19 protein-coding genes are annotated in these 23,468 nt (G+C 48.6%); 13 read left to right on the plus strand and 6 right to left on the minus strand.

Annotated elements, in window-relative coordinates:
• Window positions 1-206 precede the first annotated feature (206 nt).
• From AK95_RS12225 to nagE, 4 genes are all read left to right on the plus strand, one after another.
• A complete protein-coding gene (locus AK95_RS12225; RefSeq protein WP_071220220.1) occupies window positions 207-2,891 on the plus strand; it encodes a CHASE3 domain-containing protein in 2,685 nt (894 codons plus the stop codon).
• 267 nt (window positions 2,892-3,158) lie between these two features.
• Window positions 3,159-4,046, plus strand: a complete 888-nt coding sequence (locus tag AK95_RS12230) for a PRD domain-containing protein (RefSeq protein WP_071220221.1) — start codon at window positions 3,159-3,161, stop codon at window positions 4,044-4,046.
• 1 nt (window position 4,047) lies between these two features.
• Window positions 4,048-4,545 (plus strand): PTS sugar transporter subunit IIA, encoded by a 498-nt coding sequence (locus AK95_RS12235; RefSeq protein ID WP_071220222.1) that lies wholly within the window; start codon window positions 4,048-4,050, stop codon window positions 4,543-4,545.
• Between the two features lie 361 nt (window positions 4,546-4,906).
• Entirely contained in the window at window positions 4,907-6,382 is a 1,476-nt protein-coding gene (nagE, locus tag AK95_RS12240) for an N-acetylglucosamine-specific PTS transporter subunit IIBC (RefSeq protein ID WP_071220223.1), read from the plus strand.
• Window positions 6,383-6,473: 91 nt separating this feature from the next.
• On the opposite strand, the gene AK95_RS12245 is transcribed toward nagE, so the two are convergent.
• From AK95_RS12245 to AK95_RS12255, 3 genes are read right to left on the minus strand one after another with little or no spacing between them, the layout of a single operon-like run.
• Window positions 6,474-7,613, minus strand: a complete 1,140-nt coding sequence (locus AK95_RS12245; protein WP_071220224.1) for a Ger(x)C family spore germination protein — start codon at window positions 7,611-7,613, stop codon at window positions 6,474-6,476.
• Window positions 7,610-9,022, minus strand: a complete 1,413-nt coding sequence (locus AK95_RS12250) for a spore germination protein (protein WP_071220225.1) — start codon at window positions 9,020-9,022, stop codon at window positions 7,610-7,612. The genes AK95_RS12245 and AK95_RS12250 overlap by 4 nt, the downstream gene beginning before the upstream one ends.
• Complete coding sequence (locus tag AK95_RS12255) at window positions 9,019-10,134, minus strand: GerAB/ArcD/ProY family transporter (protein WP_071220226.1); 1,116 nt, start codon at window positions 10,132-10,134, stop codon at window positions 9,019-9,021. The genes AK95_RS12250 and AK95_RS12255 overlap by 4 nt, the downstream gene beginning before the upstream one ends.
• A 213-nt stretch (window positions 10,135-10,347) precedes the next feature.
• Here AK95_RS12255 and AK95_RS12260 point away from each other — a divergent pair, with 213 nt between their 5' ends.
• Window positions 10,348-11,724: an amino acid permease gene (locus AK95_RS12260; RefSeq protein WP_071220227.1), complete on the plus strand. Its 1,377-nt coding sequence runs from the start codon at window positions 10,348-10,350 to the stop codon at window positions 11,722-11,724.
• Here the strand turns inward: AK95_RS12260 and AK95_RS12265 are convergent.
• Window positions 11,721-12,356, minus strand: a complete 636-nt coding sequence (locus AK95_RS12265; RefSeq protein WP_071220228.1) for a LysE family transporter — start codon at window positions 12,354-12,356, stop codon at window positions 11,721-11,723. The genes AK95_RS12260 and AK95_RS12265 overlap by 4 nt on opposite strands.
• 250 nt (window positions 12,357-12,606) lie before the next feature.
• On the opposite strand from AK95_RS12265, the gene AK95_RS12270 reads away from it, so the two are divergent.
• The 4 genes from AK95_RS12270 (at window position 12,607) to odhB (ending at window position 18,536) form a co-directional block, all read left to right on the plus strand.
• Entirely contained in the window at window positions 12,607-13,116 is a 510-nt protein-coding gene (locus AK95_RS12270; RefSeq protein ID WP_071220229.1) for a metallophosphoesterase family protein, read from the plus strand.
• A 117-nt stretch (window positions 13,117-13,233) separates the two neighbouring features.
• Window positions 13,234-14,133, plus strand: coding sequence for a DUF72 domain-containing protein (locus tag AK95_RS12275; protein ID WP_235613088.1), 900 nt, complete (start codon window positions 13,234-13,236; stop codon window positions 14,131-14,133).
• Window positions 14,134-14,379: 246 nt separating this feature from the next.
• Window positions 14,380-17,256 (plus strand): 2-oxoglutarate dehydrogenase E1 component, encoded by a 2,877-nt coding sequence (locus tag AK95_RS12280; RefSeq protein WP_071220231.1) that lies wholly within the window; start codon window positions 14,380-14,382, stop codon window positions 17,254-17,256.
• 5 nt (window positions 17,257-17,261) lie between these two features.
• Window positions 17,262-18,536, plus strand: a complete 1,275-nt coding sequence (gene odhB, locus AK95_RS12285) for a 2-oxoglutarate dehydrogenase complex dihydrolipoyllysine-residue succinyltransferase (RefSeq protein WP_071220232.1) — start codon at window positions 17,262-17,264, stop codon at window positions 18,534-18,536.
• A gap of 75 nt (window positions 18,537-18,611) precedes the next feature.
• On the opposite strand, the gene AK95_RS34495 is transcribed toward odhB, so the two are convergent.
• The gene (locus AK95_RS34495; RefSeq protein WP_201259378.1) at window positions 18,612-18,779 is read right to left on the minus strand and encodes a hypothetical protein; all 168 of its coding nucleotides are present in this window, start codon (window positions 18,777-18,779) and stop codon (window positions 18,612-18,614) included.
• A gap of 173 nt (window positions 18,780-18,952) precedes the next feature.
• Between AK95_RS34495 and AK95_RS12290 the strand changes: the two genes are divergently transcribed.
• The 3 genes from AK95_RS12290 to AK95_RS12300 all read left to right on the plus strand — a co-directional run bounded on the left by AK95_RS12290 (window position 18,953) and on the right by AK95_RS12300 (window position 21,406).
• Window positions 18,953-20,035, plus strand: a complete 1,083-nt coding sequence (locus tag AK95_RS12290; protein WP_071220233.1) for a lactonase family protein — start codon at window positions 18,953-18,955, stop codon at window positions 20,033-20,035.
• A gap of 239 nt (window positions 20,036-20,274) precedes the next feature.
• On the plus strand, window positions 20,275-21,066 hold the full coding sequence (locus AK95_RS12295) for an SDR family oxidoreductase (protein ID WP_071220234.1): 792 nt from the start codon (window positions 20,275-20,277) through the stop codon (window positions 21,064-21,066).
• 91 nt (window positions 21,067-21,157) lie between these two features.
• A complete protein-coding gene (locus AK95_RS12300) occupies window positions 21,158-21,406 on the plus strand; it encodes a YuzB family protein (protein ID WP_015736210.1) in 249 nt (82 codons plus the stop codon).
• A 102-nt stretch (window positions 21,407-21,508) separates the two neighbouring features.
• Here AK95_RS12300 and trhO read toward each other — a convergent pair whose 3' ends face one another.
• Window positions 21,509-22,414 carry an oxygen-dependent tRNA uridine(34) hydroxylase TrhO gene (trhO, locus tag AK95_RS12305; RefSeq protein WP_071220235.1) on the minus strand — a complete coding sequence of 302 codons (906 nt, stop codon included), beginning with the start codon at window positions 22,412-22,414 and terminating at the stop codon, window positions 21,509-21,511.
• A 201-nt stretch (window positions 22,415-22,615) separates the two neighbouring features.
• Between trhO and AK95_RS12310 the strand changes: the two genes are divergently transcribed.
• Entirely contained in the window at window positions 22,616-23,254 is a 639-nt protein-coding gene (locus AK95_RS12310; RefSeq protein WP_071220491.1) for an SGNH/GDSL hydrolase family protein, read from the plus strand.
• Window positions 23,255-23,468: the final 214 nt, after the last annotated feature.

The following is a 23,468-nucleotide window of genomic DNA, read 5'->3' on the forward strand; positions in this document are numbered from 1 at the left end:
TCTCCTTTTTTAAGAATGAGAACGAAGGATGTTGTACAAGCGTGTTCCTTTATAATATATGCCCAAACGTTTCTAAATCTGACTGCCTACGACTAAAGAATCATTGATGGCTTCAAAACTGGTTTTGCTTGTAAACCATTTTCATAACAATTACTATGAGGATAGGAGCAGACTTAGACTGATAGATGACAAGGGAGGTTAGCCATTTGTCTAACAACCTGAAATTCAACATCCGCAGCAAGATCGTAGTCGGATATTTAATGATATTATTATGTCTTGGAGCTTTTCTCTGGATTGTATCAGACCGCATCTCTTCCCTGCAGCAAGAGGCGGATTTTATAGAGAAGCACGATATCGAAGTACATAATCTCACGCACGAAATTGAGAAGAATTTACTTGAAATGGAGACCGGTCAGAGGGGGTATGTCATAACAGGGGATGATACCTACCTGGAGCCTTTCAATCAAGCGCTGTCGTCTTGGCAGATTAACTATAACAAGCTATACAAGCTTGTTAGCGATAATTCGGAGCAAGCCAATCACCTTGAAAATATTAAGGAGAATATCAAGGAGTGGATTACCAACGCCGGTCAGCCTGCTGTCCAATTGAAGCAGCTCGGACAGGATGAGGAGGCTCTTCATTTCTTTATTAACGATCCCGGTCAGCAGGCCATGAACTCGATTCATGAGTTGTTCCTCTCGTTTCGAAGCAAGGAGAGAGAACTGACAACCAGCAGGATCGAAGAGATGAAGGAGAGCAATACCCATTTATTGTATACGATGTATCTCCTGTGGGCGGGAGCAGCGCTGATTACCATTTGTGCAGCTTTGGTGATATCAAAGAGCATCGTAAGGCCGATCACGCAGGTAACTCATATCATCTCCGATATTGTCAAAGGAGGGAACCTTTCCCAGCGGATTCACGTGCGATCCAATGATGAAGTCCGCCAGTTGGCGGATACAACCAACGAACTTCTTGCACAGGTCGGCAGGCAGAACTGGGCGAAGGATCATATTTCGGTTATGTCGACGCTTCTCCAATCATCCGATCGCGTGGAGACGGCCGTACAGTTTTTCATTCATAAGCTGGCTTTGATCATGAAGCTGCCGTACGGCGCCGTTTTTATAAACCGGGGCGGATCGGAACTGGTAAAGGCCGCTGCTTTTGCCGATCCGGATGGTGAGCCTTGGAATAAGGTCAGAGATCGTTTTTTACCAGGAGAAGGTTTGGTGGGACAATGCATGCTGGAGCAGCGCATGATTATTCTGGACGATATACCACCTAACTATGTGCGGATTGAATCAGGGCTGGGTGATGCTGAGCCTACCACGCTGATGCTGGCGCCTGTTATGTTTGAAGGACAAGTTCTGGGTGTGATTGAATTGGCCAAGTTTAAACCGTTTGACGAGCTGGAAATTCAGCTGATCGAACAACTGAATTTTCAGCTTGGGGTAACATTGAACTCGATTCAAAGCAAGATGGAAATCCAGCAATTGTACCATGAATCCCAAACGCTGAATGAGGAACTTCAGAGTCAGACCGAAGAACTGCAGGCGCAGACCGAGGAGCTGCAGACCCATTCTGCGGAAATGTATATGCTGAACGAACGATTAGGAGCCCAGAAGGAAGCCGCATTAATCGCGGCCAGCGAATTGGAAAAATACGCGAAAGAGCTGGAGAAGAGCTCGAAGTACAAGTCTCAATTTCTGGCCAATATGTCCCATGAACTGCGGACACCGCTGAACAGCATGTTAATTCTTTCCCAGATTTTAGCTGAGAACAAGCAAGGGAACCTGACGGAGGAAGAGCAGCATTACGCTTCTGTCATTCATAATTCAGGCAGTGAATTGCTGAATTTAATCAACGATATTCTCGATCTGTCTAAGGTTGAGGCCGGTAAGATGCAGATCGAAATGGACTTGGTTAATTTGACGGAGCTTCCAGAACTGATGGAAGGCTATTTCTCCAAAAGCGCGGAATCCAAAAATCTGGAATTTGAAATTGAGATGGCCGACGACTTGCCTGACATGATATACAGCGATGGAATGCGGCTTCACCAAATTCTGCGTAATCTGCTCTCGAATGCGATTAAGTTTACGGAGAGCGGCAGCGTTAAACTACGGGTGAAGAAGATGAATTCCATTGTAACCTCGGATTTCGTGATCAGTGGAGACGTCATTGCTTTTTCCGTTGAGGATACTGGCATCGGGATTGCTGCAGAGCATCTTCAACCGATCTTCGAAGCGTTCCAGCAAGGCGAAGAGACTACAGCCAGAAGATTCGGGGGGACTGGTCTCGGCTTATCCATATCGCTGCATTTGGCGAAGCTGCTTGGCGGGTATATTACCGTGGAGAGCGAGGAAGGAATCGGGAGCACGTTTGTTTTATATTTACCGCTGCTAACGGAATACGGCTCCAATGAAAGTTTGTTTATGCTGCCTGAAGTGGCTGCCTCCTCGAGCAGCGCCAGTTGGAGTGATCTCCCAATGGAGGCATTCGACATGGAAGTAACCAGCCGATTGGAGCACAAAACCGTATTGATCGTGGATGATGATATTCGGAATGTATACGGTTTGACCAACGTATTGGAGAAACTCCAGATGACCGTGCATACGGCCCAGAACGGTTTCGAATGCTTGGAGCTGTTATACAAGCATCAAACCATCGATGCGGTGCTGCTGGATATGGTCATGCCGGAAATGGACGGAATCGAAACGATGAAGCGGATTCGCGAGAACCCGGAATGGGCGGAACTCCCCATTATCGTGATGAGCTCCAACACCATGAGGGATACGGATCAGTTTATTGCAGACGGTGCGAATGGATATCTGCACAAGCCCATTCATATCCAAGAAGTGATCCATGCGTTACAACAATGGATTGGGGCTTGAGGAGATTTTTTTACCCGTTGCGGTAGCCTAGCATATTGTCGTTATGTCGTATGTTGACGAATGCAAGCCAATTGTTTTATGATGGATTCATAGCAGGAACATAAGACGGCGTGTTACCTTAACAGGGCATGAGCCAAGAAGAGACAGCTTTCATTTGGGGTCTTTTCTTGGCTTTTTTAATGTTTAGGAGAATCGGTATGCAGCATTACTTCGTATATGAATCCTTCGCCGTTTCTCTGATTAAACTTAAAGGAAAGGGGGAAGTTAATGAGCGGGATCGAGTTGTTTACAGTCGTACGTGTTATTGGTAACAATGTCGTGATGGTCACAGGCGGCAAGAAAGAATCGGAATACGTCATCCTGGGCAAAGGGATTGGCTTTGGCGCCAAAGCAGGCGGAACGATCGCTTCGGACGATAAGCGGATTGAGAAGCTCTTCAGGCTCGAGGATCGGGAGCAGTGGAGTCAAGCTCACCATCTGCTGGAAGAATTTGATCCACTGGTGATGGAGATCACGGATCAGATACTCAATCTCATTGGACAAGAGTTTCCGGGCACATTAAATGACAAGGTGTACCTGGCGCTTCCAAGCCATATTCAGTTTACGATATACAGAATCCGCAAAGGCATGGATATTATTAATCCTTTCCTTGAAGAGACCCGGATCAGCTTCCCAAAAGAATATGATATCGCAGCCAAAGCAGCGGAATTAATCGGTCAGACCTTCGATATCGAAGTTCCGGAGGATGAGATCGGCTTCTTGACCTACCATGTGTATTCCGCCGTCAGCCATGTGCCCGTAGGCCATCTGGTGAAGGCTTCGAATGTGGTGGGAAACCTGGTAAGGTATATTGAGGAGGAGCGGCAGGTCGCTTTTGACCGGGGAAGCATGGATTATGTCCGTCTTCTGATGCATTTGAGGTTCTCGGTAGACCGGATGCTGAATCAAGACATCCAAGTGGATAATCCGTTCGCGGATCAGATCCGTTCCAAGTTCACGAATGAATATGGTCTGGCTACACGTCTCGCAGGCATGATGGAGAAAGAACTCGGCAAGAAAGTACCTGAAGCGGAGGTTTGCTTTCTAGCGATGCATCTATATCGGCTCTTCACAGGCCGGCTACAACAAAAGAATCAACCCAGGGAGGAATCATAACATGTTTGATCGTTGGAAAAAGAAAAAAACAGCTACTGCTATTCAACTCACAGCACCATTGTCGGGTAAAGCCGTGCCTTTATCGCAAGTACCGGATGAGGCATTTGCTGCTGGTCATATGGGCAAAGGCATAGCCATCGAGCCTTCAGAGGGCAAATTAATTGCGCCTTTTGACGGGACGGTTGCGCATGTCATCAAATCCAAGCACGCCGTGATGCTGGAGGATCCGGCGACCGGTCTGCAGTATTTGTTCCATATCGGGATTAATACAGTCGGTTTGAAAGGCGAAGGTTTCACAAGCCATGTCCAAGCAGGCGATCAGGTGAAGTCGGGTCAGACGCTCATCGAATTCGACATGGCCGCAATCCAAGCCGCAGGTTATCCGACGATTACCCCGATCATCGTGACCAATGCGGATGAGGTGGCTTCCAAGGTTGACGGTCAGACCGGCAGTGTCGTGATCGGCCAGGATCCTGTCATGACCATTGAATTGAAATAGATCAATTCTATAGGCGCGAATGATTTAAATATTGGTTATTGACAAACAGGAAGTCGTGAATTAAGATAACAACATCAAATGAATACGTTTTAAGGCGTGTTACCATAAATATGGGCATGAGCCAAGAAGAATCGGACTATAACTTTTATAGTCACCGTTCTTCTTGGCTTTTTTTGTTGGTATGTAATCATGATGGCATCCATGCCGCCTTAAAATGATGAATATATGTACGACCAAGGAGGAGGATTTTCTAAGTCTTTTTTGTTCCTTGAAGGAAGGGAATAAATGGTTATTCATTCGACGCATTATGTAAACGGTTTCAGTAAAAAGCTAAATTATTGAAGTTGAAAGGATGATTGACATGCTGGCTAAATTGCAAAAGCTGGGTAAGTCCCTTATGCTGCCGGTGGCCACCTTGCCTGCTGCTGGGATCTTGCAGGGGCTTGGAATGATCGACTATCAAAAAGATATACCTTTGGGTGCCCTAGGCGCTTTTCTAAATCAATATGTAACTCCGTTCATGACCTCTGGTGCCCTTGCGATTCTGGATAATCTGCCGTTTATCTTTGCGATCGGCGTTGCAATCGGGTTCGCCGGAGACGCCGTTGCGGCTCTATCTGCTCTTATTGGGTACATGGTGCTAACAAGAGTGCTGGAACAAGTACCGCTGCAGATGCCGTTTATACCGGATGACGTGAAGCTCAATATGGGCGTTCTTGGCGGTCTCTTTGTCGGTATGTGGTCCGCATACCTGTATAATAAATTCCACAAGATAAAAATGCCGGATTGGCTGGGCTTCTTTGCGGGTAAACGATTCGTTCCGATTATCACAGCAGCCTCCACGATGGTGCTTGCGGTTCTGATCGGTATGATTTGGAGCCCAATTCAAGATGGCATTTCCGTCTTCGGCAACTGGGTTGTCGGCCTTGGAGGCATCGGATCCTTCATATTCGGTACGGCCAACCGCTTGCTGATCCCTCTGGGTCTTCACCATGTATTAAACTCCATCGCATGGTTTCAGATCGGCGATTACACGAATGCCGCGGGTGAAGTCGTACACGGTGACCTATGGCGTTTCTTTGCTGGAGACCCGACGGCTGGTATGTTCATGTCCGGTTTCTTCCCGATCATGATGTTTGCGATGCCGGCTGCGGCGCTGGCCTTTATGCATACCGCCAAGCCGTCCAAACGCAAGCTCGTCGGATCCATCTTTATCGGTTCGGCAGTGGCATCGTTCCTGACGGGAATCACCGAACCGCTTGAATTCGCGTTCATGTTCATTGCACCTGTATTGTATGTGGTGCATGCGATTTTAACAGGGCTTTCCGGATTGATCATGTATGTCCTGGATGTGCATTTGGGCTTCTCGTTCTCGGCGGGCTTGATCGACTACCTGGTGAATCTGAAGCTGTCTACCAATGCTTGGCTGCTTCTCCCGGTTGGATTGGCTTTCGGTGTCGTTTACTATCTGCTGTTCAGAATCCTCATCATCAAGCTGAACTTGAAAACGCCTGGACGTGAGGAAGATGACGACGTGGATACGATTTCTGACGATGCTGATACAGATGCCCCATCCCCATCCGGCGCAGCATCCAATGAGTCCAAGGCGGCCAAGGTGCTGCAAAACATCGGCGGAGAAGATAACATTGTCAGCGTCGATGCTTGTATCACACGACTCCGTCTGGTTGTTAAGGACGAGAAGGCTGTGAAGGATTCGGAGCTCAAAAAGTTAGGAGCATCCGGTGTCATGCGTCTGGGTCAGGGCGCGGTTCAGATCGTATTCGGACCGCAGGCGGAATCCATTAAGGACGACATCAAGGAAATTATGAAGAAATAAAGAAACAACAAAAAGAAGCAGGCTGATAAAGGTCTGCTTCTTTTTGTTGTTTTCACATTTCAGGTATATGCAGCAGTTCATAGACCCGCGTTCATCGGTTCAAGCTTTTGCGCTGTCCCCAATATCGGAGGTTGACGTCAACTTCAAGCTCAAGAGGCGTTTCATCATTGATTTCCTTTTTCTGATCCACTAGTTTCTTCCAGAGCTTCGGATCCGTTCGGTACAATTGGAGACATAACTCATACGGATCCGCTTGTATCAATGCTGCTTTATGGAAGGTATTATGCATTTCTTTTCGCAGGGTCTCTTCTGTTAACCGCTTCATTTCATTAATTCCAACCTTCTTGTACATTGTCTGTACCGTCCCGGTTACGTTAAGCTTGATTCGATATGAAGCATTGTTGGGTTTGCGGATAACTTCAATCGAAGAGTGCGGGTTCTCCAGTCTTATACTCCCGATGGCTTCGCCATCCGCCTTAACGATGACGGCAGCGTGAGTATTAGCCGATGCTAACCAGCGGGTCCCCAGCAGATCGGAACGTTTAAGCCAGCCCATCAATTCCTTGTTCTTGATCAGAAATCCGCCGTTGACTTCCAGAATCGGATGCTGCTTCAGATTTTCCGACCAGTTCTGCGTTGAAATATGAAGGGAAGGCAGCATAACGGTGGCGGCTTTTTCCCGGTAGAGACGAATAAAGTTCACGAATTGAATCGGACGAATAAACGAGAATTGGACATAGCTTTCCCTGGGTTCATGAAGCAGCGAATGCAGGGGGGAGAGCTGAAAGAACGGAGACACCGTAAAGAGATCCTCCATCTTATCCTTGGTGCCGTAAAGCCATTTCGTATACCGGATTTCCTGCGAACGGTTGGTCAGGTCGAACACTTGGGACAACTGCTTAGGTTGTAATACGGATTCCGTAAGCACCAAGGCCGTGACATGGCCCCAGGAGACCCGCTGCTGACTCGATGTATACAAATCAATAAGGGCCTCAGTCAATGTGGTGCCGGTTCCTCGGCCGACCCAAATTGGCGCTTTTTCAGTTGGCTTGCTGCTTTCTTGCTTGGCAATCGTGGCAAAGTCGAGCATCTGCACATAGATGATATACTTATTGTCCTTGTAATCGATACCCAAAGCGGTGATATAGTTGATATCCTGTACTTCTTTGTTGTCCCAACAGCCGGAGAGCAGCAAAGACAGCATACTCAGGAGCATCAATATCCGTTTCATAGCGCGCCACCCTTTTTTCGCTTACCCGGAAATCGCATGAGGTTTCCAATGATTTTGGAAATGGAGAACGGGGAGAAGGGAGCAAGGTACGGCTGTCCGAAGGGATTATGGTTGGCTGCATACTGAACGATTAAGAAGAGCGATATGAAGAAGCCGAATAACCCAAACATCGAGGAGATGGTTAGGACAAAAAAGCGAAGGATCGTCTGCGTGACAACAAAATCCTGGTTGGAGTGGGTGGAGCCCGCAACGAAGGAAAGTGCACCAATCACCGTCAACGTCGGGGAAAAGAAACCGCCCCGAATGGCTGCGTCGCCGATAATGATACCGGATACAACCGTAATGGTTGACGCGATGGGAGAAGGCATCTGCATGCCGGCTTCTCGCAGCAGGCTGAGCAGAAACAGGATGATGAGCATCTCAAACCCTGTTGGAATAGGAAGCCCGAGCCTGGTGTTTGCCACGGTTGCCAGCAGCGGAAAGGGGATTTGATCCTGATGAAAGGACAACAGCGTTATATAAAATCCTGGAAGGAAAACTGAAAGTATGAAGCCAACCATTCTCAGAATTCTCCAGGGCATGATGAAATAAAACGGCATTTGCGGATCCTCCGCGGCAAACAGAAGTTGCATGAAGCTGGCAGGCGTTATCAATAGCACGGGGCTTCCCTGCATAATAATGATTAATCGGCCGCGAGTTAACGAGTCGTAAGCCAGATCCGTCCTGCCCGTATAATCGAACATCGGGAGCACCGTGAAGCGATACGGTGATAAATGCTCGGCAAGCTCGCCGATGCCCACGGGAGGGTCACCGGAGAAATCATTGAGTTTATCTACGACTGCCTTGACAGTCTCCGGTATCACCTTGTCCTTTAAGTACATGATGCCGACAGAGGTTTTACTCTTGTCGCCCAGCTTAAAGGAGGAATAGACAAGGCCGGGAGATTTCAGCCGTTTGCGAATAAGCGATACATTGATATCCAAATCCTCGACAAATCCGTCACGAGGTCCTTTGACAGAGGTTTCTGTGGCACTTTCTTCAGGTGCACGTCCAATACTTTTGCTTGCGCTGTAAGAATAGAGCATGTTGTCCTTTGGAAAATACAACGCAACATAACCAGAGTAAACAATGTCATCGACCGACTCCATGTTGGACTCGTATATGTCAAGGGTAAGATGATATTCCAGATGTTTTGGATCGAACGGTTGTCTTTGGGAAACCGCCATATTCCATTCTTTACTGATAACAGGCAGCAGAATTTTGGACAGCAGTTGTGAATCGCACATTAACGGACTGTAAACTAGGATCGCCCATGGCAATAAATCGCCTTCCTCACCCGGATAAGACGTAATGTATACGTCATCGGAATCGGTATAACGGTCTCGAAGTTGTTGCTCTGTCAAGGTCATGACTGAGGTTCTCCTTTCGCTGAAGTGGATTTCTGTTGTTGCTGTTGTTGCTCGGGCTTGCGGATCAGGAAGAATAGCAGCAGGCTTAAGATGGTAATATAGATGGCGGACACGGGCAAAAAATAGTCGGCCATCGCATAATACATTTTGAGATTGCTGATCGGGGAGGCGCACAAAATAATGAGCAGCGTGGAAACGGCTAATATGCCGACACTTTGTTTGGACTTGGGAAGCAGGGTTTCGCAGAGCATAAAAATCGAAACCGATATCGAGATGTAAGCACCGCTAAGCCATTGAAAAATGGATAAAAAATCGACATGCTCCACGAATTTGCCTAACTTAACGAGACGCCACTGTTCATAGGCAGGATACCGCTGAAGCTTCATTTCTTCCGGACCAAATTCGGCAAGACCTCCGACGGTGGGTCCGAACGTAAGGAATATGAGGACGATATGGATGAGTAGGATCGTAAGAAAACTAGGCTTTTTCTGAAGATGGGGACGCAAGAATAATATCAATATAAACTGGGATAGCCCTCCGAACATAACGGGGATCCCGCTAATCACCGGCAGGAAGCCGTCCTCCAGCACGGGCAGCAGATAGTTATAGTTTTTTACTTTAACGTTGGATAAGGATACGAAGATCCCCAGCAATACAACAAAAGGAAGCAATATGCCGGCGGACACGCCGATGGTCTTTATGCCGTGATTCATAGTGACAAGACATAACACCATGAGTATCAATGCCGTTGCAATGACGGGAGTTTGGATCATATAGGAGGACTTCGTCCAATCGATAACTTCCTTCAAGGTATAGAAGGCAAAGGCGAAAAAATACAAACCTGACATACTCATCACCAGCAAGCGGAACCCTCTGCCGCTGCTTTCGTCTAACGCCTGCGTAATGGAACGATTGCCGATCTTATTGATGATCCCGTAAATAAGCAGAACCCAGGGCAAGAATAATACGGCGGACACCATAATGGTGATCCAGGCATCCCGTCCGGATTTCTCCAGAAGCACAGGTATGATCATGACATGATTGGTCAAGCCGGCAGTAAGCATCATAATCATAAACGCCTGATTCGTTGGAATACCGCGAACTCCTGACATGTGTGATCCCCCAATTCAGCTTTCTTCCCGTTTATGGTTCACGGAGAACAACCATAATATGCGAAAGAACCCAGCAAGAGGTTAGGACATAGCCTTCTGTTTTTCGAAAAAGGTATTTTTAGGTCAGCCGCCTTGTACATAAAGCACGGACGTTCCCTTCATAATAAGGAAAGTTTTGAACGAACCCATAACAATATTCTGGAGGATTGAACCGTGAACAAAGGGGCGAAGACGGAGGCAGGGAACTTGAAATGGTGGCAGCTATCGCTGTTGGGGGTTGCATCAACGATCGGCACAGGGTATTTTCTCGGATCTGCATTAGGTATCCGGCTGGGAGGACCGGCTTTTCTTCTATCGATAATACTGGCGGCGACAGCCACCTTCTTCGTATTTGATGTGCTGTCAAGGATGACGGCCGAGGACCCGCAGAAGGGCTCGTTCCGAACCTACGCCAAAAAAGCCTATGGCCGATGGGCAGGCTTCTCTACAGGATGGATGTACTGGTGCTCCGAAGTGTTGATCATGGGGAGCCAGATGACGGCGCTTGCGATTTTCTCGCGTTTTTGGTTTCCTGGCATTCCGATGTGGATATTTGCGTCAGGTTATGCCGTATTGGGGCTGTTTGTCATATGGATCGGGAACAAAGGCTTTGACCGGCTGGAGAATGTATTGGCTGTAATTAAGATCGCCGCGATTGTCATGTTTCTCGTCATTGCTGCTGCCGCCCTGATGGGGTGGTTAAAAGGAGGGTCGAAGCTGCAGGTTCCAGGCAGCCTGAACGCAATTTTTCCGGCAGGCGGCATGGGCATGTGGTCGTCCCTGATTTTTGCGTTTTATGCCTTTGGCGGAATCGAAGTCATGGGGGTTATGGCGATTCGCTTGAAGAATCCGAAGGAAGCGCCTAAAGCAGGTAGAGTGATGATTCTGCTGCTATCCATCGTATACGTTCTTTCTATTGGGATGGCGGTGATCATGGTGGCCTGGAATCAATTCTCCACGACGAAAAGTCCCTTTGTGGTGGCGCTAAGCTCCTACCAGCTTCCTTTTATCCCGCATATATTTAATGCTGTATTGATTATAGCCGGTTTCTCGACCATGGTTGCTTCGCTGTATGCTGTGACGACGATGCTGGTTACATTATCCGAGGATAAGGACGCTCCCAAGTTGTTTGCCATGAAAAAGTTTAAGCGGGATACGCCTATATATGCACTATCCCTTACAGCTGTCGGATTGATTGTATCCATTGTGTTGTCACTGCTCATGCCAGGCAAAATTTATGAGTATTTGACCACCGGTGCAGGACTTATGCTGCTGTATAATTGGTTCTTCATCCTCATATCGGCGGGCCGGCTTATAGAGCTTACGGTTTGGGGCAAGATCAAACGATATATCGGAATGCTTCTGATTGCGGCTGCTGTAAGTGGAACCGCACTGCACCCCACGAGTCGGCCGGGGCTCTGGATCAGTCTTGGGTTTATTCTGGTAATCGGTCTGGTGGTACTATGCATGCGCTCCGTGTGGAAGAAATCCGGGCAAGGCCATGCCAGAGAGGCGGACAAGCCCAAGCTTCGTCCTAAGCCGGCCCGTTAGAATATGAGCGGATATAGCAGGGCAAGAGCTCGGATTCCAAAATAAACGCCGAAGATGATCAACGAGATTCCGGATAGAATGGAGACCAGGGAAAGGGCTCTATTGCTCAAATATCGGCGGAATACGCTGCCAAGCGCAGCCATGAACAAATCCCATATCACGACTCCAGCGATAACGGCCACGCTGTAGAGGAACAGATTTCCGGATCCCTCATCCGCCGCAGTTTTGACAAGAATGGAGCCGTAAATGCCAAGCCAGAATAGAATCGTCATCGGATTGGATACGGACATGAGAAATCCGGAGAGCATACTTCTCCATAATGAATCTTCACTACTCTCTTGGCTGATCGTCACTTTTTGGGCATTCAGGATGCTTTCCAGCCCGGAGTAAATAAGAACAAAGGCACCAAACAGCCAAAGGAAGGTCTGCATAAACGGCGTACTCAGAAAGTGAACAACGCCCAGGTAGACCAAAATCATATAAAGGATATCCGCCAGGACCGCGCCGATGCCAAACAACCATGCATGCCAAAAACCTTTCTTGATCCCCTTGTCGAGCTGCGCTGCATTGACCGGGCCTACGGGGGCTGATAGAGAAAGGCCCAGAATCATGTAGCTAATAAAAATACTCATTGACTTCCACCTCTCGTCATGAACATGGATAAGTAAGAAAGCTTGTACCCTCATGCTCGTACATTGTATTCAGCACATGGACAAACTAAAACTTAAGATTGGAAATTTTTTTCTGTCAGGTAACTGACCAGCAAACCGCGCAGCTCACTCTGCGCGGTTTTGTTTGGATTCGATTATTTGGTAGGATATAGATTGGTATTAGAAAGCAGATTTCTCAGCATTTCATATCATGAAGAAGGGGGCCATCAAGATGAGTCATCCATTTCGGATTACGGTATTGTCAGACACTCATATGCCAAGAAAAGCGAAAGAGCTCCCAGCCTCGCTGCTTGAAGATATAAGGCATTCGGATCTTATCCTTCATGCTGGTGACTGGTCCAATTGGGAGCTCTATGAACAGCTTAGTCAATATGCCACGGTGGAAGGTGTAGCCGGAAATGTGGACGATGAGCGGATCATCGAACGGTTAGGTTACAAGAAGCTGGTCGAAATCGAAGGCAAACGCATCGGTATGGTGCATGGGCACGGACAAGGAGGAACAACGCCCTCTCGCGCAAGGAAGGCTTTTGCGGACACGGAGGTGGATTGTATCTTGTTCGGTCACTCCCATATCCCGTTTAAAGAACATGTGCAAGGGGTGCTGCTCTTCAATCCCGGTTCCGCCACGGATAAAAGGCGGCAGCCCCGGTACTCCTATGGAAGGATGCTCATCGAGAACGGAATACTGGAGGCGCATCATGTTTTTTACGATCAGAAGTAAGCATATTTGAAGGCAATGGTAAAATCAGTAAGGTGTTGCCTACTTTTGAAATATCCCGCTTGAGGTTAATTAATAGAAGTCCCCGATATGGTAAATCATGTGGATGAGAGGATTGTTATGTTAAAGGAAGAAAAGTATGAGCATGTAATTCAGGTGGGCCTGTCCGGCTGGGGAGATCATGACAAGCTGTATGATGAAGGGGCGAGGCCTTCGGACAGGCTGGAAATGTACAGCCGGCATTTTCCCCTCGTGGAGATGGACAATTCGTTCTATGCCATACCGTCAGCGGAACAAATGAATAAGTGGGCAGCTGCCGTCCCAGACCACTTCGGTTTTATTGTAAAAGCTTATCAAGGCATGACAGGTCATGCACGCGGCCAGGGCAAGGACAGATATCCTAGCGTCAAAACGATGTTTGATCATTTGCTCACGTCAGTTGAGGAGTTGCGGGCTGCGGACAAATTAAGGACCGTTCTGTTTCAATACCCGCCCTGGTTCGGGTGCGAACGCAAACACGTGGACATTCTGAAGCGGACGCGGGAGTGGATGAAGGATGTGCCCGTAGCCCTGGAATTTCGGCATCAGAGCTGGTATGCGCCGGAGTTTCGGGAGAGGACGCTTGAGTTTATGCGAAGCGAGGGCTGGATTCACAGCATCGCCGATGAGCCGCAAGCAGGTATTGGATCCGTACCGGTCGTTCTTGAGACAACGGGTACAGAAGCTGTGATGATCCGGATGCATGGACGAAACGCCGAAGGGTGGCACTCCAGCGGTCAACCCAACTGGCGCGAGGTGCGATATTTATACCGTTACAGCTTAGAGGAATTGGAGCAGTGGAAGGGATGGATCGAGCAATTGCTTGAGAAGTCGAAGCAGTGCTGGATCATATTCAATAACAATTCGGGAGGCGATGCTTCCGATAACGCCAAACAGCTTCTCCGGCTGCTGGGGATGGATACCGGACCTGAACCGCTGCGGCAGATGGACTGGCTGGAAGTGGATACTTTTTCAGAATAATGACTTTAATTGGAACCCTATACAGAGAAATGGGTGGTTCATGGACAAATCGTCAAAAAATTGACGCAAATTCATCTGTTTCTGAGATCATTATTATATATAAAGGGTATTTTCGGTATTGAGGCCAAGTGTATTATAATGTAATCGTAAGAAAACGTTTATTTAATGTAAAATGCAGTACGTAAAATGTAAAATTAGAAATTCCGTCCTTGAGCAATCAAAATAATCTGACGGAGGGAGTCAGCGATGAAGACCCTTGACAGAATGACAGATGGACCTTGGCAGAAATATCACGGTCCGAACTTGGGGTACATTCAAGATCAGTATGAGAAGTTTTTGCAAGACCCGCAATCTGTGGAGCCAGGATACCGTGAGCTGTTCGCCAGCTGGGGACCGCCTCCATCTTTGGAAAACAATGAAAAGAAAGCGGATTCGCAGGGACAAGGTGTTAGCTACGACCCGCAATTGTTGAAAAAAGGGGTAGCTGCCGGCAAACTGGTATGGAACATTAGAACCTACGGTCATCTGGCCGCCGACATTGATCCGATTGGAATTGGAAACGAAGCTGACACGCGTCTGCTTCAACCAGAAAGCTACCAACTCAGCCAAGCGGATTTGGCAGCCCTGCCTGCAGAGATCGTCTGGGAGGAGGCTCCTAGCGATATCAAGAATGGCTTAGAGGCAATCCAGCGGCTGTTACAACTATATACAGGCTCCATTGCCTATGAATTTAGCCATGTTCACGATGAAGAAGAACGCAAATGGCTCAACGAGCAGGCAGAATCGGGACGTTATTTGTCCGCCATGAGCGTAGAAGAGCGCAGGGGGCTTTTGAAAAAGCTGCTTGAGGCCGAGCAATTCGAGGAATTCCTGCACCGCACGTTCGTAGGTGCGAAACGCTTCTCGGTTGAGGGCAACGAAGCACTTGTACCGCTGCTTGACGAGATTGTTCGCCAAATGGCCGAAGTGGATGTCAATTCCATCCTCGTGGGGATGGCACACCGCGGTCGCTTGAACGTCCTCGCTCATGTACTGGGCAAGGATTACAGCAAGATTTTCTCGGAGTTCATGCACTCTCCGAATAAACATCTCGTTCCATCCGAAGGCTCTATGGGCATTAACTATGGCTGGACAGGTGACGTGAAATATCATTTGGGCGCGGACCGTTATCTGAAGAAGGATGAAGCACGGCAGGTTCGGATTACCCTTGCAAACAACCCGAGTCACCTGGAGTACGTCAATCCGGTGGTTGAGGGCTTTGCTCGTGCTGCTCAGGAGGATCGCAGTGAAGCGGGTTATCCGAAGCAGGATGTAAACAAAGCGCTGAGCATTCAGATTCATGGTGATTCCGCGTTCCCTGGCGAAGGGATCGTACCGGAAACCTTGAACTTTAATAAACTGCCGGCATTCCGTACGGGCGGATCGATTCACATTATCGTGAATAACCGTATCGGATTTACGACAGAAGGCAAGGATTCCAGATCCACTCATTATGCGAGTGACTTGGCAAAAGGATATGAGATTCCGATTATCCACGTGAACGCGGATGATCCGGAAGCATGTATCGCGGTTGCTCGTCTAGCCAGCGATTATCGCAACAAGTTCAAGAAGAGCATTCTGATTGATCTTGTCGGTTACCGGAAATATGGCCATAACGAAACCGATGATCCTGAAACCACCCAGCCGCTGATCTACCAGAAGGTGAAGAACCATCCAACTGTCAGCACGATTTATATGAAGAAACTGGTGGATGGAAACATTCTGACCCAAGAACAAGTGGACGGTCTGAAGAATAGCGTTCTGGAGGTCCTGAAGAATTCTTACGAGAGCGTGAAGTCGAAGGATCCTGTTGATCAGATCCTGCTTGGACTAAACGCTACGGACGGTAAATCCAAGACGGAAGCAGCTACGAATGTATCTGCAGAAGTGCTGCGCGGGATTAATCGCGAGCTCCTGCAGTGGCCGGAAGGCTTTACGGTATATCCGAAGCTTCAACGTATTCTCGAGCGCCGCAGCAACTCGCTCGACGAGGGCGAGAAGGTGGACTGGGGCCATGCCGAAACGCTGGCTTTCGCTACGATTCTTGCCGACGGCAAGCCGATCCGGATTACGGGACAGGATGCCGAACGTGCAACGTTTGCCCATCGTAACCTCGTGCTTCACGATGCGGTTAATGGAGAGACCTTCTGCCCGCTGCACCGGTTGCCGCAAGCTAAGGCATCGTTTGCGATCCACAACAGCCCGTTGACCGAAGCAGCCGTCGTTGGATTTGAATATGGCTACAATGTGTACTCTCCGGAGACTTTAGTGATCTGGGAAGCGCAGTATGGTGATTTCGTTAACTGTGCCCAGGTTATCATTGATCAGTTCATCACAGCCGGCCGCTCGAAGTGGAGACAGAAGTCCAGCTTGGTTATGCTGCTTCCTCACGGGTATGAAGGAAATGGTCCTGAGCACTCCAGTGCAAGACTGGAACGCTTCCTCCAGCTGAGTGGAGAAGACAACTGGACGGTTGCGAATCTGACTTCCGCTGCTCAGTATTTCCATCTGCTGCGCAAACAGGCTTCCTTGACGGAAACGGAAGATGCCAGACCGCTGGTGATTATGGCACCGAAGAGCTTGATTCGTAATCCGCGCGTGGCATCGCCTGTGAACGCGTTCAGTGAGGGCGGTTTCCAGAAAGTGATGGAGCAGCCGGGTCTTGGCCAATCACCGAAGAAGGTGGAGCGCCTTGTTCTGTGCTCGGGGAAAGTTGCCATCGATTTGGAGGATGCGCTGGATAAGCAGAAGGATCAGGATCAGTCCTGGATTCATATTCTTCGTGTGGAACAGCTGTATCCATTCCCTAAAGAAGAAATTTCCCGTGTGTTGCAGAAGTATCCGAACCTGAAAGAGATTCTGTGGGTTCAGGAAGAACCTCAGAACATGGGCAGCTGGAGCTTCATGGAACCAAGAATTCGTGAAATTGCACCTAAAGGCACAGAGGTCCGTTACAGCGGACGTCCTGAGCGTTCCAGCCCTGCTAGCGGCTATCAGGATGTTCATGCTTATGAGCAACAGACCATCATTTCTTTTGCCCTTAATCGTAAAACTATAAATCAAGAGATCTCATTGGGGAGGTAGCGGCTGTGAACGAAATTACTGTACCAGCTATGGGCGAATCCATCACCGAAGGAACGATATTCAAATGGCACGTTAAAGAAGGGGATAGCGTTAACATCGGTGATGTGCTGCTCGAGTTAGAAACGGATAAGGTTAATCTTGAAATTAGCGCAGAGTCTGAAGGCGTTGTGGAAAAAATCCTTCGTCAAGAAGGGGAGAATGTAACGATCGGTGAAGTCATCGGTCAAATTTCTCCGCAGGAAGGCGTTGCAAGCGCACCGGCAGCGAAGGCGGCTGAAGCTCCAGCATCCGCACAAACGGAGGCTGCTCCGGCACCCGCAGCAGAAGCACCGAAGCCGCAAGCTCCGGTACCGGCTCAGAACGAGGAAGGAGCGGGTCTGACTGCATCGCCATCCGCACGCAAACTGGCTCGTGAACGCGGGATTGATCTGGACCAGGTACAGGGCCGCGATCCAATCGGTCGGATTTACCATGATGATGTGAAGAATCATAATGAAGCCAAGCAGCCTGCTGCACCAAGCAAGCCTGCAGCTTCCACTGCCGCACCGGCAGCACAAGCTCCGGCCGCTGAGTATGGCAAGCCGGTAGAACGCACTCGCATGTCCCGTCGTCGTCAGACGATTGCGAATCGTTTGGTCGAAGCGCAGCATACGGCTGCCATGCTGACTACCTTCAATGAAGTGGATATGACAGCGATCCTGGATGTGCGCAAGCGTCGTAAGCAAGCTTTCCAAGAGAAGCATGACGTAGGCCTCGGTTTCATGTCCTTCTTCACCAAGGCGGTTGTAGGTGCGTTGAAGAGATTCCCGCATCTGAATGCCGAGATCGATGGCGATGATATTGTTGTGAAGAAATTCTATGATATCGGTATTGCGGTGTCCGCGAAAGAAGGACTTGTTGTTCCGGTCGTGCGCGATGCAGATCGTCTTGGCTTTGCTGAGATTGAGAAGGAAATCGGCAATCTGGCTGCGAAGGCTCGAAATAATGCGCTGTCCTTGTCTGAACTGCAAGGCGGTACATTTACGATTACGAATGGCGGCGTCTTCGGCTCGCTGTTGTCTACGCCGATCCTGAATACGCCGCAGGTGGGTATCCTCGGCATGCACAAAATCCAGCTTCGCCCGGTAGCGATTGATGCTGAGCGTATGGAGAATCGTCCTATGATGTACATCGCATTGTCTTATGATCATCGGATCGTTGATGGTTCCGAAGCGGTTCGCTTCCTGGTAACGGTTAAAGAGCTCCTTGAAGATCCAGAGTCGCTGCTTCTGGAAGGCTAACTATCCAAGCTTTGCGACACAATCATAATAAGAAGGCCGCATGGACATTGCCATGCGGCCTTCTTATATAAGCGATTATGATTTTGATTTATCGTTATCGTTCGGATCGGGGAGATCCCGAGGGTTCCAATTTTCAGCCTGAGGCTCCACATCCTGATGTTTCTTCACCTTGTCTCTTTGTTCCTGAGAGTCATTCTCCGTATTCTCCTGATTGCGTACTTCCTCGCTGTTGGGTTGTTTCATGGGAATACCTCCTTCAGTCGATATAATACATACATACCCGGTATGGCAAAAGACAAACAGGCAACGGACATCAAGTCATTTGATTTTCATGGGGGTTAAAGTTAACATGGTAACTGATAGTCCATTACATAAATCATGATCATTATAGATAAACGAGAGGAGAGTTAGGCTTTATGGCGAATCCATCCCAGCGTACGCTGCTGTTTACAGGTGCGTATGCGGAAGACAACCAAAGCGGAGTATGCGTATATGAATTTAACGAGGATAGCGGCGAATTGAAGCTGCTTGATGAGGTGTCCGGCATTAAGAATCCGACCTTCCTGAACGTGGACCCGGAAGCCAGACGTTTATATGCCATTGGCGAAATTTCAGAGGATGGCGGTAAGGCTGGCGAGGTCATCAGCTTTGAGATTGACCCTATTGCCGGCAAGCTGACCGAAGGCAGCCGTGTTCGCAGTGTGAGCAGCTCTACTTGCCATATCCAGCGAGATGAAGCGAGTAAGTATCTGATTGTTTCGAGTTATCATGGAGGGTTGGTAGGCCTTCATGCAATCGGTAAGGATGGACAAGCCGGTGAACTGCTGGATGAGAAGAAACATGCCGATCTCGTAACTGTGCAGGGAGATCAGCAATCCAGAGCGCATTCGGCGTTTTACAGTCCGGATGGTCAATACGTGTTCGTACAGGACTTGGGACTGGACAAAATTCTCGCTTACACGGTAAATGAGAATGCCCAAAAATTGAGCTTTCATGGCGAAACCCAGCTGGAAGCGGGCGTAGGCCCTCGTCATCTGGCGTTCCACCCAAGCGGTGCTTACGCATATGTCATCAACGAGCTGAATTCCAGTGTCACGGTGCTTCGCTATATCCAAGACGAAGGTCGTTTTGAGGTGCTGGAGACGATATCGACACTGCCTGCGGATTTTGACAGGGAGAGTTACTGCGCCGAAATCGCCGTGTCGGCGGATGGCAAAACGGTATATGGATCTAACCGCGGACATGACAGCCTTGTTGTATTCAGCGTGCATGAAGATACCGGTCGCTTAAGCCCGGTCCAATATATTTCGACAGAAGGCGGGCACCCGCGTCATTTTACACTCATGCCGGGGGGCAAGTTCTTGGTTGTTGCCAATAGAGATGGGAATAATCTTGTATTATTTAAGGTGAATCCGGAGGATGGCAAGCTTGCCTTTACAGAATATACGGTTTCGCAGTCCAAACCGGTATGCGTAAAACCAGCGGTATTCCAGCTTTAGGTTCGAAAGAACAAGTAATCGCATAGCGAATGAACTTAGAGATCGTTCTTACGGCTCAAGTGGTAAGCTGTTTGCCATGATGAGTCGAGGAGCGGTTTCTTTTTTACCTGACAGGAGATTTCGAGCAGAGAAGAGATTGATTACGTACACGCATCATAACAGCTCGAGGTACCAAGATTCAGACACGGACTCGTTGGGTTATCTATAATCAGGAAAACTTAAACGAGGAGGTTGTGGCAATGTCAACTAATCAACGTTTGGATGGTAAAGTAGCCATCGTTACCGGTGCTGGTTCCGGAATCGGCCAGGCCGCAGCCCTTCTTTTGGCGGAGCAAGGAGCTAAACTGCTGTTGATCGATATTGATCGTGAACGCGTGGAGAAGGTTAAACAAACGATTGAACAAGGCGGGGGCGAAGCGTTAACCGGCAACTGCGATATTTCCAAGGCGGAATCGCTGAAAAATTGCTTCAGCCAAGCTGCTGAGAAGTGGGGAAAGATGGATATCGTGTTTGCCAACGCTGGGATCAACGGGACCAAGGCCCCGATCGAGATCATGGAGCTGGATGAATGGGATGCTACGATCAATACCAATCTAAGAGGAACGTTTGCCACGGTTAAATACGCGATACCCTATTTGAAGGAGCATGGAGGCAGCATCATCATTACGAGCTCCATTAACGGTAACCGGGTGTTTACCGGCTTTGGTTTCTCAGCCTACAGCACCACGAAGGCCGGGCAGGTGGCTTTCATGAAGATGGCGGCTCTGGAGCTTGCACGTTATAAAATCCGGGTGAATGCCATTTGCCCCGGCGCGATTGCCACCAACATTGATGAGAGCACCATCGCGAAGCCAGAGCTGGACGAGGTGACGATCCCTATTGAATATCCGGAAGGAGACCAGCCCTTGGCGGATGGACCGGGACAGCCCTCACAGGTTGCCCAGCTTGTAGCATTTCTTGCATCCGATGATGCTTCCCATATTACCGGCACTGAAATCTACATTGATGGGGCGGAATCCCTCATTCATTGATCATCTACAAAGACCGATTTGACAAATTCGGGCGTTTTCCTCATAATGAATGAACGTATTGTCAAATTGAATAGTGGTGATGAAGATGGGCATGGGGATTGTCGTTGTGGAAATATGCGACAGCAACTTGATGAGTGCTTTGGAACTTGAGCATCTTGAGGAATTGTATCCCGAAATCGCTGTCCTGCGGGCTGATTGCATGAATCTTTGCGGTCTGTGCAAGCTGCGGCCATATGCACTGGTGAATGGTAAACGTGTATTCGCGGCAACGACGGAAGAATGCGTCGAGAAGATCAAAGCTGCTATCGAAGCTGAACTGGCTGTTTTCCATGATATTTAATACGTCTGAATGTAGACGAGATTGTATAGTAAAGGGCAAGGTGCGAGTGATTCGCACCTTGCCCTTTCGTTTGGTTATAGCATTTTATGGGGCTGGGTTGGCTCAGGAAGCATTGTGGCTTGCAGCAACAATCTCTTCACACTCCCCAGAGCAGCAGCTATGATGAAGCTCCTCACACTCTTCGCAGCATACATGCTGCAGGTGGCAAGCGTCATTATCGCAATTGATGTACCGGTCTTCGGGCTTTCCGCAATGGTGGCATTTACCAACGATGACATCCTCGTCCGTTTGATTGATCGGCACGGCAATACGCTCATCAAATACATAACATTTCCCGTCGAACAGACGGCCTTGGACTTCAGGGTCTTTACCGTAGGTGACAATGCCGCCCTCAAGCTGGGCAACGTCTTTGAAGCCTTCCTTAAGCATGAAGCCGGTCAGCTTCTCACAGCGAATGCCTCCTGTGCAGTAAGTCAGGATGGTTTTATCCTTGTGCTCGCTCAGATTCTCGCGAATCCACTCCGGAAACTCACGGAAGGATTGCACCTCTGGACGTATCGCATTGCGGAAGTGGCCGATATCGTATTCGTAGTCATTCCGCCCGTCGATGACGATGACATCATCACGCTGCAAGTGTTCAAAGAATTCCTGAGGAGACAAGCGTTTTCCGCTAATCTCGTTAGGGTCGAGCTCATCTTCCACCCGGAAGGTAACGAGTTCTTCGCGGTGACGGACAAACATCTTTTTGAATGCATGCCCTTCGGAAGGGTCAATCTTAAATACCATGTCCGCAAATAGCGGGTTAGCGTGCATATCCTGCATATATTGCTCAGTTTGTTCAATTGTGCCGGATACCGTGCCATTGATGCCTTCGGAGGCAACCAGAATCCGTCCTTTGAGTCCGAGATCTTTGCAGTATTGCAGATGCTCGTCTTTGAACGCTCCAGGGTCCGGGATTTGAACAAATTTATAATAGAGAAGGATCTGATAGTTCTGTTGCTCTGACATGATTTAATCACCTGTTCTTTTTATATATTCAGCCATACGTGTACCTATAGAATTGTAGTGAATTCACTCCACATAGTCAACTTAAATGTATAGAAAGTTTGGCATGATATGTGAAATTAAGGGGTTTCATGAACGCATGAAAGCGGTTATGATGAAGGGGTGAGCAGGAGAACACTTTCATTATTGGAGGCGTTGAACAGCATGGTACATATCGAACAGAATGCACTCGTATTGTTTCAGGGCGACAGTATTACCGATTGCGGTCGAAATTACGAGGAGTCGGACAGTTTGGGGAACGGATATGCGCTGATGGCTGCTGCCCGGCTAAGCATGGAGCTGCCTTTGAAAAGGCTGCGTTTTGTAAACCGCGGAATCAGCGGTAACCGGGTCGTCGATTTGCGGGGGCGTTGGGAGGAAGACTGTATTGATCTGGATCCGACATGGGTATCCATCCTGGTTGGTATTAATGAGACCGGCAGGAAGTATAACCGGGGGGAAGCAACGTCGGTGGAAGCCTACTATGAAGGGTATCGTGAACTGCTTATCCAAACCCGCGAGTTAACCGGCGCGAATTTTATTCTCATGGAGCCGTTCTTGCTGCCTGTTACGGAAGCGAAGAAGGAGTGGCGGGAGGATCTGGATCCCAAGATTCAGGCCGTTCGGGAATTATCGCGAGAATTTGAGACGTTATACGTTCCGCTCGACGGCATTTTTGCTGCAGCCAGCTCCAAGATCGAGATGGCTTATTGGGCATCTGACGGTGTTCATCCTTCACCGGCTGGTCATGCGCTCATGGCCGAAGCGTGGTTAGCGACGATGCAGGGCCGATCCATTTTGTAGACGTCGATATTTTTTCTACTATATAAATAATACTTCATTTGGCTGACATCCCCGGAAGCGTGTGACATCCGGGGATGTTCTTTATGTAAACCATCATACGCTTTATAAAATCTTGATTGACGAAAACAATTAGGTACATATAAAATGTTCATAATAGACCGTTGTTCAATTGGAACGACCTATTTTTTGACTTTAATGCTTTCGTCGATGAAAG

This window comes from Paenibacillus sp. LC231 (assembly GCF_001860525.1).
In the GTDB taxonomy this organism is placed as follows: Bacteria; Bacillota; Bacilli; order Paenibacillales; family Paenibacillaceae; genus Paenibacillus_AQ.

Coding starts and splice junctions, on each gene's coding strand:
- AK95_RS12230 (WP_071220221.1), top strand. CDS start 3,159: ATGAGCGGGATCGAGTTGTTTACAGTCGTACGTGTTATTGGTAACAAT.
- AK95_RS12235 (WP_071220222.1), top strand. CDS start 4,048: ATGTTTGATCGTTGGAAAAAGAAAAAAACAGCTACTGCTATTCAACTC.
- nagE (WP_071220223.1), top strand. CDS start 4,907: ATGCTGGCTAAATTGCAAAAGCTGGGTAAGTCCCTTATGCTGCCGGTG.
- AK95_RS12245 (WP_071220224.1), bottom strand. CDS start 7,613: ATGAAACGGATATTGATGCTCCTGAGTATGCTGTCTTTGCTGCTCTCC.
- AK95_RS12250 (WP_071220225.1), bottom strand. CDS start 9,022: ATGACCTTGACAGAGCAACAACTTCGAGACCGTTATACCGATTCCGAT.
- AK95_RS12255 (WP_071220226.1), bottom strand. CDS start 10,134: ATGTCAGGAGTTCGCGGTATTCCAACGAATCAGGCGTTTATGATTATG.
- AK95_RS12265 (WP_071220228.1), bottom strand. CDS start 12,356: ATGAGTATTTTTATTAGCTACATGATTCTGGGCCTTTCTCTATCAGCC.
- AK95_RS12270 (WP_071220229.1), top strand. CDS start 12,607: ATGAGTCATCCATTTCGGATTACGGTATTGTCAGACACTCATATGCCA.
- AK95_RS12275 (WP_235613088.1), top strand. CDS start 13,234: ATGTTAAAGGAAGAAAAGTATGAGCATGTAATTCAGGTGGGCCTGTCC.
- AK95_RS12280 (WP_071220231.1), top strand. CDS start 14,380: ATGAAGACCCTTGACAGAATGACAGATGGACCTTGGCAGAAATATCAC.
- AK95_RS34495 (WP_201259378.1), bottom strand. CDS start 18,779: ATGAAACAACCCAACAGCGAGGAAGTACGCAATCAGGAGAATACGGAG.
- AK95_RS12290 (WP_071220233.1), top strand. CDS start 18,953: ATGGCGAATCCATCCCAGCGTACGCTGCTGTTTACAGGTGCGTATGCG.
- AK95_RS12295 (WP_071220234.1), top strand. CDS start 20,275: ATGTCAACTAATCAACGTTTGGATGGTAAAGTAGCCATCGTTACCGGT.
- AK95_RS12300 (WP_015736210.1), top strand. CDS start 21,158: ATGGGGATTGTCGTTGTGGAAATATGCGACAGCAACTTGATGAGTGCT.
- trhO (WP_071220235.1), bottom strand. CDS start 22,414: ATGTCAGAGCAACAGAACTATCAGATCCTTCTCTATTATAAATTTGTT.
- AK95_RS12310 (WP_071220491.1), top strand. CDS start 22,616: ATGGTACATATCGAACAGAATGCACTCGTATTGTTTCAGGGCGACAGT.